This is a genomic window from Sorangium sp. So ce590 (genome assembly GCF_051521365.1).
Lineage (GTDB): Bacteria > Myxococcota_A > Polyangia > Polyangiales > Polyangiaceae > Sorangium.
Genome location: NZ_CP150346.1, coordinates 8,046,080 through 8,059,873, shown reverse-complemented (window position 1 = coordinate 8,059,873; position 13,794 = coordinate 8,046,080). Strand labels below are relative to the sequence as shown.

Annotated in this window: 15 protein-coding genes and 1 pseudogene; 11 read left to right on the top strand and 5 right to left on the bottom strand. The window is 70.7% G+C overall.

Annotation, left to right across the window (positions count from 1 at the left end; genetic code table 11):
* Window positions 1–4 precede the first annotated feature (4 nt).
* Window positions 5–781 (bottom strand): NTP transferase domain-containing protein, encoded by a 777-nt coding sequence (locus tag WMF28_RS30325; RefSeq protein WP_437596844.1) that lies wholly within the window; start codon window positions 779–781, stop codon window positions 5–7.
* Window positions 782–923: 142 nt separating this feature from the next.
* Here WMF28_RS30325 and WMF28_RS30320 point away from each other — a divergent pair, with 142 nt between their 5' ends.
* Window positions 924–1,697: an acyl-CoA desaturase gene (locus WMF28_RS30320; RefSeq protein ID WP_437596842.1), complete on the top strand. Its 774-nt coding sequence runs from the start codon at window positions 924–926 to the stop codon at window positions 1,695–1,697.
* A gap of 70 nt (window positions 1,698–1,767) precedes the next feature.
* Here the strand turns inward: WMF28_RS30320 and WMF28_RS30315 are convergent, their stop codons facing one another.
* Window positions 1,768–3,036 carry a hypothetical protein gene (locus tag WMF28_RS30315; RefSeq protein WP_437596840.1) on the bottom strand — a complete coding sequence of 423 codons (1,269 nt, stop codon included), beginning with the start codon at window positions 3,034–3,036 and terminating at the stop codon, window positions 1,768–1,770.
* Here WMF28_RS30315 and WMF28_RS30310 point away from each other — a divergent pair.
* Entirely contained in the window at window positions 3,017–3,934 is a 918-nt protein-coding gene (locus WMF28_RS30310; protein ID WP_437596839.1) for a TIGR01777 family oxidoreductase, read from the top strand. The genes WMF28_RS30315 and WMF28_RS30310 overlap by 20 nt on opposite strands.
* A 575-nt stretch (window positions 3,935–4,509) precedes the next feature.
* Here WMF28_RS30310 and WMF28_RS30305 read toward each other — a convergent pair.
* Window positions 4,510–6,381: a HEAT repeat domain-containing protein gene (locus WMF28_RS30305; RefSeq protein WP_437596837.1), complete on the bottom strand. Its 1,872-nt coding sequence runs from the start codon at window positions 6,379–6,381 to the stop codon at window positions 4,510–4,512.
* A gap of 121 nt (window positions 6,382–6,502) precedes the next feature.
* The gene (locus WMF28_RS30300; protein WP_437596836.1) at window positions 6,503–7,588 is read right to left on the bottom strand and encodes an acyltransferase family protein; all 1,086 of its coding nucleotides are present in this window, start codon (window positions 7,586–7,588) and stop codon (window positions 6,503–6,505) included.
* Window positions 7,589–7,941: 353 nt separating this feature from the next.
* On the opposite strand from WMF28_RS30300, the gene WMF28_RS30295 reads away from it, so the two are divergent.
* The 9 genes and pseudogenes from WMF28_RS30295 (at window position 7,942) to WMF28_RS30255 (ending at window position 12,328) form a co-directional block, all read left to right on the top strand.
* Entirely contained in the window at window positions 7,942–8,529 is a 588-nt protein-coding gene (locus WMF28_RS30295; protein ID WP_437596834.1) for a thioredoxin family protein, read from the top strand.
* Window positions 8,530–8,637: 108 nt separating this feature from the next.
* Window positions 8,638–9,089, top strand: a pseudogene (locus WMF28_RS30290) (ISAs1 family transposase); the annotation flags it as partial.
* A gap of 159 nt (window positions 9,090–9,248) precedes the next feature.
* Window positions 9,249–9,824, top strand: a complete 576-nt coding sequence (locus WMF28_RS30285) for a peptidoglycan-binding domain-containing protein (protein WP_437604323.1) — start codon at window positions 9,249–9,251, stop codon at window positions 9,822–9,824.
* 17 nt (window positions 9,825–9,841) lie between these two features.
* The gene (locus WMF28_RS30280; RefSeq protein ID WP_437596833.1) at window positions 9,842–10,042 is read left to right on the top strand and encodes a hypothetical protein; all 201 of its coding nucleotides are present in this window, start codon (window positions 9,842–9,844) and stop codon (window positions 10,040–10,042) included.
* Between the two features lie 13 nt (window positions 10,043–10,055).
* Window positions 10,056–10,238, top strand: a complete 183-nt coding sequence (locus tag WMF28_RS30275) for a hypothetical protein (protein WP_437596831.1) — start codon at window positions 10,056–10,058, stop codon at window positions 10,236–10,238.
* Window positions 10,239–10,321: 83 nt separating this feature from the next.
* Window positions 10,322–10,597: a hypothetical protein gene (locus WMF28_RS30270; RefSeq protein WP_437596830.1), complete on the top strand. Its 276-nt coding sequence runs from the start codon at window positions 10,322–10,324 to the stop codon at window positions 10,595–10,597.
* A complete protein-coding gene (locus WMF28_RS30265) occupies window positions 10,594–10,836 on the top strand; it encodes a type II toxin-antitoxin system RelE family toxin (RefSeq protein WP_437596829.1) in 243 nt (80 codons plus the stop codon). Before WMF28_RS30270 ends, WMF28_RS30265 begins: the two co-directional genes overlap by 4 nt.
* 793 nt (window positions 10,837–11,629) lie before the next feature.
* On the top strand, window positions 11,630–12,139 hold the full coding sequence (locus tag WMF28_RS30260) for a hypothetical protein (RefSeq protein WP_437596828.1): 510 nt from the start codon (window positions 11,630–11,632) through the stop codon (window positions 12,137–12,139).
* A gap of 6 nt (window positions 12,140–12,145) precedes the next feature.
* Complete coding sequence (locus WMF28_RS30255; RefSeq protein ID WP_437596827.1) at window positions 12,146–12,328, top strand: hypothetical protein; 183 nt, start codon at window positions 12,146–12,148, stop codon at window positions 12,326–12,328.
* A gap of 403 nt (window positions 12,329–12,731) precedes the next feature.
* Here the strand turns inward: WMF28_RS30255 and WMF28_RS30250 are convergent, their stop codons facing one another.
* Entirely contained in the window at window positions 12,732–13,022 is a 291-nt protein-coding gene (locus WMF28_RS30250) for a hypothetical protein (RefSeq protein ID WP_437596826.1), read from the bottom strand.
* Window positions 13,023–13,794: the final 772 nt, after the last annotated feature.

Below are 13,794 nucleotides of genomic sequence, written 5' to 3'. Positions count from 1 at the left end.
CGCTTCAGGTCGCGCCGCGCCACCACGCGTCGGCCAGCGACGCGTCTTCCAGGGTGTCGATCTCCATGTAGCCGCCGTGCGTGTCGATCTTGTGGAGGGCCGCGCCGGACTCGAGCATGTGCTGGAGCAGATCGATGAGGTAGGCGCGCCGGAACGAGCGGCCCTCGCGGAACTCCGGCCGCTCCGAGAAGGCGGCGCGCGCGGCGTCGAAGGCGGCCAGGAACTGCGCGGCGCCCCGCGCGGAGAGCTTCATCACCCCGATGAACTCGCCCGCCGCGGCCTCCGGCGGGATGCGGCGCGAGAGCTCCACGACGCGATCCGCGCTGGCCGCGTCGGCGCGGAGCTTCTCGGCGTCGGTCTCCGGGTGCTGCGAGCGGCCCACGTAGCGGCGCCGCCAGTCGGTGTCGCAGGCGAGCGCGATGTCGTGCGGAGAGCGCACGAGATCCGCCACGATCTCGGGCCGGTAGACGATGTCCGCGTACGTCGAGACGAAGCCGCCCTCGAGGTGCTCGCGCGCGCAGAGGAGCGACAGCAGGATGTTGTTCTGCTCCCAGTCGCGGTTCTCGACGTACGTCAGATCCGGGTAGGCGGCCCGGATCACGTCGGCCTTGTAGCCGCAGACGAACACGACATCCGACCGCTTGAAGCCGCCCGCCGCGAGCGCGTCGAGGATGCTGTCGAGCATCGGGCGGCCAAGGATCGGAACCAGCGTCTTCGGCAGCTCTTCGGTCAGGTGACGCAGCCGGCTGCCCCGGCCCGCACCGATGATCACGGCCTTCACGACGCCGCCGTACCACGGACGGACTCGGGAGAGCCCAGGGACGTAGGAGGCAGCCGGAAAACACGCAGGATCCAGGCCCCCGTTACGGAAACGTGACGGTGCCCTGACCCCCTGCCGCCGACCGCCGGGCTACGAGCGGAGCATGGAGATCGCGATCGTTCTCATCGCCCACTCTACGCTTTCGGTCTTTTTCCAGACCTTCTTCCTGCACCGGTACGCCTCGCATCGGATGTTCACGATGTCGAAGCGATGGGAGCGGATTTTTCACTTCCTGACCTACCTCACGCAGGGCTCTTCGTACCTGGTTCCGTGGGTTTACGCGATCTTGCACCGCATGCACCACGCGTACAGCGACACGCCGAAGGATCCGCACTCGCCGCGGTACTACTCGGGGGTCGTCTCGATGATGCTGGACACCGCGAAGCGCTACGACGCGATCTACGAGGGCAAGGCCGACGTGGAGCCGCGCTTCCTCGGCGGCTACCCGGAGTGGCCGACGCTCGATCGCATCGGCAACTCGTGGATCGGCCGCCTCGCGTGGGGCACGGGGTACACGCTCCTCTACGTGGCCTTCGCCTCGCACTGGTGGCAGTTCCTGTTCCTCCCGCTCCACTGGACCATGGGCCCGCTGCACGGGGCGATCGTCAACTGGTGCGGCCACCGCTACGGCTACCGCAACTTCAACAGCGACGACGACTCGCGCAACACGCTGATCCTCGACGTCGTGACGCTCGGCGAGCTCTTCCAGAACAACCACCACAAGTACGCGATGAGCCCGAACTTCGCGGTGCGGTGGTTCGAGATCGACCCGGCCTATCAGGTCATCCGGTTGCTCGGCTGGGTGGGCATCCTCCAGATGTCCGACAAGCGCCAGATCGCCCGGCTGGAGCCCGAGACCGCGCGGGCCGAAGGGTAGGGGCGCCGGCCGCGCGGCCCGAAGGGTAGGGGGCCGGCCGCGCCGGCCCCGCGCGCGGCTCCCCTCGACGCTACGCGAACAGCAGCCGGAACGCGCCGGGGACGTCCTTCGGCCCGAGCTGCTCCTTGCGCTCGTTGAACTCCGGAAGACAGGCCTGATAGGCCGCGTCCACCCGCAGATCGCTCCCATCCCAGCCCGGGCGCCAGATCTCCATCGTCTCGCCCGCGAGATCGATGACGTCCTTGAACTGCCCGCGCTCCTTCAGGATCTGCGTGCTGAGCCCGTACATCAGCAGCCCTCCCGGGATCGCCCCGAGCGCCGTCGTCGCCAGCGCCGGATAGCAGATGCGCGCCGTCCGCACCCCGAACCGCTCCTGGATCTCCGCCATCGTCTTGCGCTGCAGCTGCTTCGCGCCGGCGAGCGGGCCCATCGCGTAGACAGGATCGTCGCTCGGGTAGTCGTAGTCGCAGAACGACACCACGCTCTCGCCCTTCGCGAGCAGCCCCGCCGCGGCGAGCGGCTCGGCCCACAGGAGCGACGAGGTGCCCATGAACTTGTTCGTCCGCTCGATGTCCGCCTCGTTCGCGACGTCCACCTCGACGAGCCCGAGCTTGCGGACGTTCTCGGGGCGCGAGAAATCAGGCACCTGGAGCACCGGATCGAACGCGACGTCGAGGTCCTTCACCTTCGTCGGCCCGTGCTCCGCGTACCGCTTCATCGCGCCGGCCGCGATGCCGTTCACGAGGTGCACCGCCCGATACCGCTCCTTCAGCGCGGCGACCACCTCGTCGATCACCTGCGGCTTCGTGGCGTCGCTGTTCCAGAAGCGCGCCGTGAGCCCCTCGGCCTCCGCCGCGTCCGAGATCGCCTTCACGTGGTGCGGGCCGATCTGCATCTTCTCGCTGTCGAAGTGCACCGCGAAGACGGCGGCCCGCTCCCCGAAGAGCAGCTGCAGCGCGAGCGCCCGGGTCATGCCGTTCGAGCCGCCCAGGATCAGCACCGCCGCGTCCGGGGCGATCTTCGCGCCGGCCGGGCGGATGCGGGCGCGGTGCGCCGCGAGCTGCTCGGTCGCCACGCGCGCGCCGTGCTCGGCCAGCGCCCCGACGAGCGAGCGGCGATCCAGGCCGCCGAGAGGAAGCTTCTTGAAGGTCTCTAGGTCATCCATCACGTCCCGCGTCTTACCGTCTCCCGCGCTCCGCGTCACGACTGGACAGCTGCCGCCCGTCCGGCGCGCCTCCGTCGTGGCGCCCGAGGCGCCCGGGCGCCCGAGGCGCCCGAAGGGAAGCCCGCCTCCGTCCGAGCCGTGATAGAACGAGCTCGTGAAGACGGTTCTTGTCACCGGCGGCAGCGGGTTTATCGGGCGTGGTCTCGTGAAGGAGCTGCTCGCGCGGGGGGATCGGGTGACGGTGCTGACGCGCGACGTGGGGCGGACGCAGGCGGCGCTGCCCGGGGCGCGTGTCGTGTCGTGGAGCCCCTACAGCGCGGGGCCGTGGTTCGAGGAGCTCGACGGGGTGGACGGGGTGATCCACCTCGCGGGCGAGTCGATCACCAAGCGCTGGACCGAGGACGCGCGGCGCGAGATCGTGAACAGCCGCGTCGACACGACCCGCCTCATGGGCGAGGCGATCGGCAAGGCCAAGCGCAAGCCGGGCGCGTTCCTCTGCGCCTCCGCGGTCGGCTACTACGGCCCGCAGCCGGGCGAGAAGGTGCTCGACGAGGGCGCCCCGCCCGGGGAGGGCTTCCTCGCCGACGTCGTGGTCCGCTGGGAAGAGTCGGCCCGCGCCGTCGAGGAGCAGCACGGCGTCCGCTCGGTGCAGCTGCGGATCGGCGTGGTGATCGGCGAGGGCGGCGGCGCGCTCGAGAAGATGATCGCCCCCTTCAGGTTCTTCTTGGGCGGGCCGATCGGCGACGGCAAGCAGGTGATCTCGTGGATCCACCGCGACGACGTGGTGGGGATGACCCTGCTCGCCCTCGACAACGACGCGGTGCGGGGCCCCTTCAACATGACCGCGCCGCACGCGGCGACCGGCGAGGAGGTCGCGCAGGCGATCGGCGCCGTGCTCCGCCGGCCGTCGTGGCTCCGTGTGCCCGAGGCGGTGGTGAAGCTCGGGATGGGCGACGCGGCCGAGATCGTCACCACCGGGCAGCGCGTCCATCCCAGGCGGGCGGAGGAGCTCGGCTACACGTTCCGCCACGCCCGCCTGGTGCCCGCGCTCGAGTCGATCTTCAGCCGCTGAGCCCCGCTCGCAGCCGTCGCCCGCGAGCGCCGCGCTCGAGCCGCTCTTCAGCCGCCGAGCGCCTGGCCTTGGCCGCCGAGCGTCCGCCGAGGAGCCGGCGCGCGTCGCCCCGGCCGCGACGTGTCTGCCAGGGCAGCTGGGCGCCGCCGCACGGCGCCCAGCTGCTGCCCACGCAAGAAGAGCCGCCGGTGGCGCGCTGAGAAGTCGACCGTTGTCGAGCAGCGCACCACCGGGAGCCCGGACGGCGGTTTCCCAGCGCTCCCCCAAGCGCTCCGTCCGCTTCAATGCTTACGACATTACGCGCCGAGAGGCTTTCGGGATGAGTTGGATTGGCGCGTGCAGGGCATCCCGACTGGAAGGTGCCGTGCACCCCCCCACCGCGACGCCAGACACAAAGTCGTTAGGGAAATCCCCTTGCCGCGGCGCACAATCGCGGGGTTGCTCGTCTGATCCGGCTTTCCAGCGCATGAGCGGAGGTGGGGACCGGGGGCAGTCTGCTGTTGACGTCCTGACAGGCAACCACCCCGGCGCGGGGAGCCTGCGCGACCGGTGGGCGCGCAGGCGCGCTGGTGCGCTCACGGGTTGATGCCGCGACTCTGGAGGATCTCGCGCACCACCGTTTGCGCGGAGCCTGGCAGCTCGGCGAGCGAGGCGCGGGCGAGCTCCACGAACTTCATGCCGCGCGCGCGCTTCAGCGCCTCGACGGCCGCGGCGCGCTCCTCGGCGCCCTCGTGCTGGAGGATGCCGAGGAGCATCTCGCCGGCCTCGAGGGTGTCTATCTTCGCGATCGCGCGCACGGCGCTGGCGCGGACGGCGGGCGCCTGCGACTCGCGGTAGATGCGGGCGAGCGGCTCGAAGGCGTGGGCGAAGCGGAGCTCCTCGAGCGCGCGCGCGGCCTCGTGGAGCACGGTGGGGTCGGGATCCACGAGCGCGTCGCGGAGCGTGATGAACGTGCGCTTGTAGAGGAAGCGGGAGAGGGCGCGGACCACGGCCACCCGGATCTTCGGCTCGGGGCGGCGGAACAGGTGCTCGAGCGGCGAGAGGATCGTGTAGAGCTCGACCGTCGCGAGCTGCTCGGCGAGGCTGATGAGCTGCTGCGCGGGCGACCGCTGCGCGGGGGCGGCCTCGGGCGTCGCGCCCTCCACGGCGAGCGCGGTCAGCCGGGCGAGCATGGCGCGGCGGCGGGTGACCTCGGACCACTGCGCCGGGTCGAGGACGATGTCGCCGCACGCCTGGCTGGCGCTGCCGGCCTGCTCCCACTCGACGAGATCGATGTGCCAGACGTCGGGGAAGCCGAGCTCGTGGCGGAGGTGCGCCGGCAGCGGCGACGCGTCGATCGGCAGGTCCTGCGCGCTCACGTAGCGGCCGCCGGCGCGGGCGTAGTGCTTCTTCCGGGTCTCCTCGAGCGGCAGCTGCGTGAGGGCGCGATAGATCGTGCCGACCTTGCTGTACTGCCCCGCCTCGCCGAGCGCGATCACGGCGGCGAGCAGCGCGTTCTCGGCGATCTCGGGGGGGGCGGCGCGCTTCTGCGAGACGGCGGACACCTCTTGCCAGAGGCGGGCCTGCGTGAGCACGGCGAAGTTGGCGACGGCGGTGAGGCCCTCTTTCCGGGCGTACGCGGCCATCTCGCGGGCGAGCGTGGCGGCGGCGGAGATCTCGCCCTGCTTCTCGGCCGCGGCGACCGCCTCCTCGTAGGACTGGAGCGCGTAGTAGCGCAGGTGGTCCTCGCGCAGGATGCGGATGACGTTCACGTAGCCCTCGAGCACGTGCTCGAAGGCGCGGCTCTCGCGGCCGACGGCGATGAGGACCTGGTAGCAGTCGAAGGCGCGCTCGCGCTGGCCGATGGTCTCGTACCGGTCGGCGGCCTCCTCGAGCAGGTGGACGGAGGCGAAGACGGCCTCGCGCGCGGCCGCGGCGTCGCCGGTGCGGAGCGAGGTGCGGGCGAGGTTGAAGCGGGCGAGGCCGGCGGCGTAGAGGTCGCTGCCCGACGAGGAGAGCAGCTGGGCGAGGCGCGACCAGAGGGCGCGGGCGCGGGCGAAGTCCTGGCCGCGCTCGCGGGCGATGGCGGCCTGCGCGACGAGGCCGGCGGCCTCGTACTCGTCGGCGGCGCGGGCGTGGAGCCGCTTCTGCCGCTCGGGGTCCTGCTCGCGCTCGGCCCAGGCGAGCATCGTGCGCGCGCGGTCGATGGGCGGGACGTGCGCGATGAGGGGGCGCTGGCTGTGCTCGCTGCCCGCGTACCAGGCCACGGTGAGGGCGCTCCTCGGGTCGCCCAGCCGGACCAGCACGTCGCGGAGCTCGTCCGTCATGGCGACGTAGTCGTCCTCGCGGGCGATTGTGTGCTGGAGGGCGCTGAAGAGCGCGTCGCGCGCGCGCGGGAGATCGCCCCTGGCCAGCGCGGAGCGGGCCTCGTCGCGGAGCTCGTGCAGGGGGCGGACGCCTTGGGTCATGCGGGGAGCGAGCGTAGTACACAACGGCAGCGGCCGCCGGAGGGGGCGGCCGCGCGCGGGAAGGAGGAGCGCGGACCGCCGCTCCTCGAGGTGACCCCGGCGTTATCCTACCCGCGCGCGCTCAGACCTTGAGGAAGATGCCCCGGCGGTGGAGGGGGTAGAGGAGCACGAGCCAGAGGGCGACCGCCGCGAGCGCGAAGGCGAGGGCGGCGTTCAGCGGCGAGAGCCACGGCGCGAAGAGGCGCGTATAAAGGAGCTGGAGCGCGCTCGTCCTCGCGCCGTCGTCTCCGGTCCTGATCGAGTGATGGAGCAGGTACTCCATCATGGTCGAGCCCACGTAGGCCGCGATGGGGTTTGCGCCGAAGATCAGGAACGGAGCGCCCCACCGCCGCCATCGCTTCACGTCCACGATCCACATGCAGGCGGCGAGGGCGACCGCGGCCACGCCGGCGGTGAACAGCGCGAACGAGCTCGAGTACAGGCTGCGGTTCCACGCGAACCACTGGCCCCAGAGCAGGCCCAGCGCGATCGCCGCGGCGCCGGCTCCGAGGAGCCCGGCGACGCGCGTGCGGAGCCCGGCGGTCGCGGTGAGCCAGCGGCCGCCGAGGCTCCCCAGCATCACCGTCATCGCCGCGGGGAGGGTGGGGAGGATGCCCATCGCGTCCCAGCCCTTGCGCGCGATGTGCTCTCCGAGGAGAACCCGATCCACCTGGGCCGCCAGCGTCCGGTGCGGGTCGTCGAGCGGATAGAGCCGCAAGAGGAGCCAGTAGCCGATCAGGGCGCCGGCGATGATGCCCGCCTGCTGCCGGGCCGTGGTCTTGAGGCAGATGAGCGCCGCGAGCACGTACGCGAGGCCGATGCGCTGGAGGACGCCCGGGATGCGCAGCGCCGTGGGGTGCTCTGCGAGGAAGAACGGGAACGCCGAGAGGAAGAGCCCGAGGAGGACGAAGATGGCGCCGCGCTTGACGATCTGGAGGGCGAGCTCACCGTCGGTCGCGCCGCGCGCGCGGCGGGCCGACATGGAGATGTGCAGGGTCACGCCGATGATGAAGAGGAAGCATGGAAATATCGTGTCTGCGAGGGTGCAGCCGTCCCAGTGCGAGTGGGCCAGGGGCGGATAGATGGCCGGGAATTTGTCCTGGAAATTGACGAGGATCATCGCGACGATCGTCATCCCGCGGAAGATGTCCAGCGATTGGAGTCGCATGCGATGAATGTAGTTTGCGTGGACTGACGAGCCACGAGATCGTCTGTTTGTCGTGCGTTGTCCGTCAGCGATCTTGCCGTGGTGTGCGTTCGTCCGTGGCTGTCTGGCGTGCCCTTGTTGTCCGGGTGTTCATGGCGGCGCGCCGCCTGGGCCTGGTCGCCGGCGGCCCGTCCTCGCGTCTCCAGGCGGGGGCGCCGGCGCGGATCGACGTCGCGCAGCCCGGCGGCCGCGCTGAGCCGCAGGCGGCCGGGGCAGGGGGCGGCGGCGCTGCGACGCCCGTGCGCGCGGCGCGGGCGTTCCTGCCCTCCCGCGTGGTATGGTGCGCCCCGTTACAGCGAGAGGAGAATTCTGTCATGGCACGCACTCCGTCCACGATGCTTGAGCTGGGCACCCCGGCGCCCGATTTCAGGCTGCCGGACTTCAACGGAAAGCAGGTTGCGCTGTCGGATTTCACCAGGGAGCGGGCGCTCCTCGTGATGTTCATCTGCAATCATTGTCCGTTCGTCAAACACGTCCGCCACGAGCTCGCCAGGCTGCGCCGCGATTATCGCCCCGAGGATGTGGCCATCGTGGCCATCAACCCGAACGACATCGCTGCCTATCCGGCGGACAACGCCGAGGCGATGGCGAGGGAGGCGCGCGAGGTCGGCTATACGTTCCCGTACCTCCTCGACGAGTCGCAGCAGGTGGCCAAGGCCTATCGGGCGGCCTGCACGCCGGACTTCTACCTCTTCGGCCCCGATCGCCGGCTGGTCTATCGCGGTCAGCTCGACGACAGCCGTCCTGGCAACGACGTCCCGGTGACTGGCCGCGACCTCCGCGCCGCCATCGACGCGGTGCTCGCGTCGGCGCCGGTCCCCTCGGATCAGCGCCCGAGCATCGGTTGCAACATCAAGTGGAAGCCCGGCCATGAGCCGGAGTATTACGGTCAACAGCCCTAGGCATCACGGGATGCTGGAGCCGAGGCCTACCCCTGTCGGGCAGAATTCCGGGCAGAAATAGCTCGGCGGGCAGCGCAGGGCGGGCGCATCAAAACCCATGGAATTACAATGAGTTGGCTCCACTCTTGGCCGTCTGAATCGATCCTGGCGACCAACCACATCAAGGCGGCGTGTGGCAGAACTCGGAGCATGGCACCGTTCATCGAGCATTTCGCGTCGCTGCCCGACCCACGCGTGGTGGGTCGCTCCGATCACAAGCTGCTGGACATCATCGCCATCGCAATCCTCGGCACGATCTGCGGAGCGGAGGGCTGGACGACTTCGCCGTCTTCGGTGAATGCAAGCACGGCTGGCTGAAGACGTTCCTGGACCTGCCGGCTGGCATCCCGAGCGCTGATACGTTCCGTCGGGTGCTGAACGCGCTTGACCCCGAGGCGTTCGGCGCTTGCTTCGTGGCCTGGATGCAAGCGCTGGTCGGCTCGCCCGACGGCAAGCTGGTGGCGATCGATGGCAGGACGGCCTGCCGATCGTTCGACCGTGCTGCCGAGCGCTCGCCGCTGCACCTGGTCAGCGCCTGGATTAATCAGAATAACCTGACGCTCGGCCAAGTGGCGACCACCCCGACTCGCGGGCTTCCTGCACGAGATCGAAGGGCTGCGGTTGGAGGTCGCGAGCCTGCGGGCGCAAGCACAGCAGCTGCAGGAAGGGCCGGCGGCGCGATGACCGATCCTCGACTCTTGTGGATCGGTGTCGAGGGCGATGATGTCGCGGAGTGGCAGCGCCAGCTGGTCGCGCTCGGCTATCGCCTCATCGTCGATGGCGACTTCGGGCCGCGGACGGACGCCGCGACGCGGAGCTTCCAGCGCTCGCGCTTGCTGGTGGTCGACGGCATCGTGGGCCCCAAGACGAGGGCGGCCGCCGCGGCGGCTGTGCCGGCCGTCCCGCCGGGGCTCGTCATGAAGGCCACGACCCCGCTCGCCGAGACCGCGTTGCGGGACGTCCTCGCCCGCGGGCACGAGCTCCGCTTCGGGCGTGCGCCGTCGCCGGAGCGGATCGCCTGCGCCTGGGCCCACGTAGCCCACGAGATGCGCTTCCGGTCCCACGCGACGCCGGAGACAGGGAGCTCTGACTACTGGGGCGTTATGGCCCGGAACTACGCCGCGGCACTGGTGCTCTTCGACGCCGGACGGCCCTACGAGGCTGCGATCGCGCTCGGCTCGAAGGGGTTCTATACGGCCCACCCCGAGCCCTACGCGACGAGCATGACGTCGCTCTACAGGAGCTTCCCCGCGTGACGGGGAGAGGAGGGATCATGGTTCAGGACGACGCGAAAGACGCGGTGCCGCCGGAACTCCCGGCCGAGGTGGCGGTCGCGGTGCTCGATGAGCTGCGCGCCGTGAGCGCCCTGCTGGACGAGGCGGCCAGGACCGCCAGCGCCATGGCCGATCGCACCCTCGCCGGCGCGAGGTGTCCGTGCGGAGGGAGCCGGCCGCCCGAGGTCCGTTCTGCGTGATAGGCTCGCACCCGTGCTTCTCCGCCACACCGTCGAGATCCTCCGCTCGGTTCCGCCGCGCGATCGCGCGGTGCTGCTCCGGCTCGGCTTGGACTTGAACGACCCCGCGGACGCGGAGCTCTTCGTCGAGGGCGTCCGCGCTGCCGACATGGCGATCGCGGAGCAGGAGCGCTGGGAGCGGGCGCGGCTCCGCTGACGCCGTGCATTCCCGTCCGCGGTCTACATTTTCCACATCCTGCACCGTCGATTCGGCGAGGGGGCCGTAGTAGCCTCTCGGGCATGAGCCCCCGACGAGACAGCGCCGCGCCCGCGATCTCCCCAGGCCTCGACGACGAGGACCCGGTACTGCGGGCGTTCCGGCTGGCGCCGGTGGTCTACGACGAGCAGATCTCGGATGAGGAGCGCGAGGCGGTCGCGGCCGCTGCTGACGGCCCCTGGATCCCACACGACGAGGTCGTCGCCGAGATCCGAAAGATGGCGGAGGCCGAAGGCGCGGGTGCCGAGTTCGACGAGCTCATGAAGGCCCGCGGGCGCACGCCCTCCCGTCCTCGATGACGTGGGTCGTCGACTGGACCCCGCCGGGCCGCGTCGCGCTGAGTCGTCTCCACTGGCAGGACGCCGCGAGGATTGCTGAGGCCGTCCAGCACTTCGCGGAAACGGGCGAGGGCGACTTCTATCGGTTGCCGGAGGACGCCGCCGTGACGTTGCGCCTGCGCGTCGGGTCGTACCGCGTGCGGATGACGCGTGACGTTCGGGAACACGTGCTCATGATCTGGTGGGTGCACCTAGTGTAGCGCTGGGCTGCCGCTGGTCGCGAGTTCCTTCGCCAAGCGAACCGCGAGGTCGGCGTCCCGCGGTAGCGGGCAAGCGCTCACAACGTGGCTAGACCGCCGGGCTCATGACTCGGATATCCTGCCTTGATGGGGCGGCGCTCAAAGGCGGACGGGTTGGGGTGTTTCGTGGCCTTCATCGCGGCGATCGTCGTGCCGTGCTGCGTCGGCCTAGGCACATGCATCGCTGACAAGGCCAGGGGAACCACGACGTCGCAGCGGCCTCCCGTGAGCGCTGAGGCCTTGCCACAGGAAAGCGAGGCGGAGCGCAAGGCACGAATTCACGCGGAGATCAAGGCGACGACCGAGGCGATGTTGCGAGCGGAGGCCGCCCGAGTCGACGCTGAGCGCCAGCGATACCGCGCCATGAAACCGGCGGAGCGAGAGAGCGCGCTACGCGCCGCGTGCGCCGGCGAGGTATGCCAGGCGGAGCCGGCGAAGCTGCTCATCGAGGCGTCGGCGACGCCAGCGGAAGGAGCAAAGCTGCAGCGCATGCTCGCTGCCCTAGACGCGGTGGCCGACGGCAGGCGCAAGACGAGAGAGGCGCGGGAGCGCGCCAAGGAGGCGCGGGAAGAGGCGGAGGAGGAGGCGCGTCGTCGCGCTCGCCGGGTCTGCTGCTGCGACGGCACCCTGTCGCCCACGTGCACGACTAGGCGCCGTGGGTGCTGCTCCCATCACGGAGGCATCTGCCCATGCGATTGATGGCGCGATCCGCGCCGACGCATGTGGTATGCCCGCCCTGAGGGAGGTGAACGAGATGGGCGTTGACGATGCGGTGGCCCTGCTCGGCGAGCTCATGCGGCTCGCCAAGGGCCACGAAGAGGCGCGCCGAGAGGTTCAGCTGGCGGCCGTCGAGGCGATGGCCCGCGTGGGAGACTGGATTGAAGACTACTGGGCTCGAAAGGGCCTCCCATTCCGGTCGATGGACGACCCAACGCACGCGGCGCTCATGCAGCTCCATGCGGAGATCGGGCTCGAAGCCAAGGTCTCGGATCAGAAGCCCTTGGACGAGCAGCCCAAGGAGGGGGTGCGTGCTGCGTTCGAGCTCGAGCTCCAGCGCGGAAGCCGCAAGGCCGCCGCCGTCATCGCGAGGCGGCTGAGGGCCTCGTTGCCCGCCATCGCGCCCGGCGTGGAGGCGCAGGCGAAGGAGCTCCTCGGTAAGCCGGAGATCGTGGCTGCGCTGATGCCGTCCGGCCACGTCGCGATCACCGTGCCGGACGTGCGTTGCGCAAGGATGCCGCAGAGGTTCGATCCGGCTATCGGGTAGGCCTATGTGCTCCGCGACGGAGGCGACGCCGTCACGCTGTCGGTCGAGCCGCCCCGTGATCCGTGGAAGGCCACGCTCACGCAGCTCTCGCGCTGCAGCATCGGCGACTTCGTGTTCGCGCCGATGGGCGTCGGGAAGGACGTGGACGGAACCAGCTGGGCGGTGTGGGAGGTTGTCGACGTCCCGTAGCGGCAAGGAAGCAGCCTCGCAGGCGAGCATTGACGGGACGGCTTCTGCCTGGCGCAGCGAGCCGAGCGGCGGCTCGGCCTGGAGGGGAAGGCGATACGGGCGCCGCTGCCCCCTCGCCGGCGAGCACGGCGCGCCGGGGAAGCGAGCCGCGGCAGCTCGGCCTGGGGTGATAGTGCGGCGAGCCGGAGGCGCTGCGTCGCCGGGCGCCTCCGGCGCACGCCCGGCTACCCGGCGCCCAGCCTCTCCGCGAGCTCGTAGAGTAGGGCCGCGGCTCCGCTGGCCAGCAGCCAGACGGCAGGGCCGGTGAGCTTCAACTCGAATCTATTCCTCGGGATCCGTCTCCGGACACCCACGATGCATCCGGTCGCACCGGTGCCGCGTGCGGATCTGGGGCGTGCGGGCGCTACCCCGGGCGGGTGCCGTCCGTCGGCTCGTCGGGAGGCGAGCTCGTCGGGTCGTGCTCCGGAGAACGTCCGGGCGGCTGGTCGTTCCCGAACCCGCGAGCGCCGCGCGCGCGGGCACGACCCTCGTCCATCCAGCATTGTGAGAACACGTACAGGTAGAGCGGTAGGCCGATGTGGAGCCAGCCGACGGGCGAGAGGGGAGTCAGCGGGTCCGGTCTGTCCAGCACCGTCGCGGCGACGATCGCCATGCCGGAAGCCAGGATGCCGATGGTTCTCAGGGTCCTGTCCATGGCTCAGATGAAGCCGCAGAGGACCCCGAGGGTTCCCAGGCCATAGGTGGACAGGTGGTCGCAGCGCTTCGCGTCCCGCGGATCCCTGGCCCGTGGGCACAGCGCCTCGGTTGCGACGGCGCCCGCTGCGAGCATGAAGATGCTGCAACCGAGGCCGAGGGGGGCTCCACGGCTGCTGAGCCACCGCGATCGGCTCGGCTCCCTCCTCAGGGGCAGACCGATCGCTCGTCTCGCCGTCGCAGAACATCGAGGCGCAGGGGACGTCCGCGTAGGCGCCGGGGTCGAGCGGGTTGAAGATGCGGATCAGCGCTTCGGGGCTGTCGGCGCAGGCGGTTGCGAGCACTGGCCGCCCGGCCTGGACGATCTGAGGGATGGCGCTCTCGGTCGTCGTGGCCGGGTCGAGCGCCACCACGAAGCTGCGCGGCGCGGGGTCGGCGCTCTCCTCTCTCCGGCGCCTTCTGCCGCTCTGCTCGGTTCGTCTGCTCCACAGGCCGACGCTCCGACGAGCGCGGCCAGGGGCAGGCCGCTCCTGTCGTGTGCATGGGCCACCTCCAGGCGACGCGATCCGTCGCGCGCGGAATTGCGTTGCGAGGCGCATGCCAGCGCGCGTCACATCGGCGGGCCGCTACCCGCCTGCCGCACCGCTCGATCGCCGCCCGCTGGCGGGACGACAAGGAGGAGGTTTCGGCCATCGATCATGCCAGATCCGTCCCTACGAGCCGCGGCGCGGGCCCACCGGGCGCTGTGGTTGCGCCGCTGCACGCCGCGTTTG

Excerpts from the sequence above, each read along its gene's own strand:
- WMF28_RS30260 (WP_437596828.1), top strand. The coding sequence starts at position 11,630 with ATGGGCGTTGACGATGCGGTGGCCCTGCTCGGCGAGCTCATGCGGCTC.
- WMF28_RS30285 (WP_437604323.1), top strand. The coding sequence starts at position 9,249 with ATGACCGATCCTCGACTCTTGTGGATCGGTGTCGAGGGCGATGATGTC.
- WMF28_RS30295 (WP_437596834.1), top strand. The coding sequence starts at position 7,942 with ATGGCACGCACTCCGTCCACGATGCTTGAGCTGGGCACCCCGGCGCCC.
- WMF28_RS30305 (WP_437596837.1), bottom strand. The coding sequence starts at position 6,381 with ATGACCCAAGGCGTCCGCCCCCTGCACGAGCTCCGCGACGAGGCCCGC.
- WMF28_RS30280 (WP_437596833.1), top strand. The coding sequence starts at position 9,842 with ATGGTTCAGGACGACGCGAAAGACGCGGTGCCGCCGGAACTCCCGGCC.
- WMF28_RS30300 (WP_437596836.1), bottom strand. The coding sequence starts at position 7,588 with ATGCGACTCCAATCGCTGGACATCTTCCGCGGGATGACGATCGTCGCG.
- WMF28_RS30265 (WP_437596829.1), top strand. The coding sequence starts at position 10,594 with ATGACGTGGGTCGTCGACTGGACCCCGCCGGGCCGCGTCGCGCTGAGT.
- WMF28_RS30270 (WP_437596830.1), top strand. The coding sequence starts at position 10,322 with ATGAGCCCCCGACGAGACAGCGCCGCGCCCGCGATCTCCCCAGGCCTC.
- WMF28_RS30320 (WP_437596842.1), top strand. The coding sequence starts at position 924 with ATGGAGATCGCGATCGTTCTCATCGCCCACTCTACGCTTTCGGTCTTT.
- WMF28_RS30250 (WP_437596826.1), bottom strand. The coding sequence starts at position 13,022 with ATGGACAGGACCCTGAGAACCATCGGCATCCTGGCTTCCGGCATGGCG.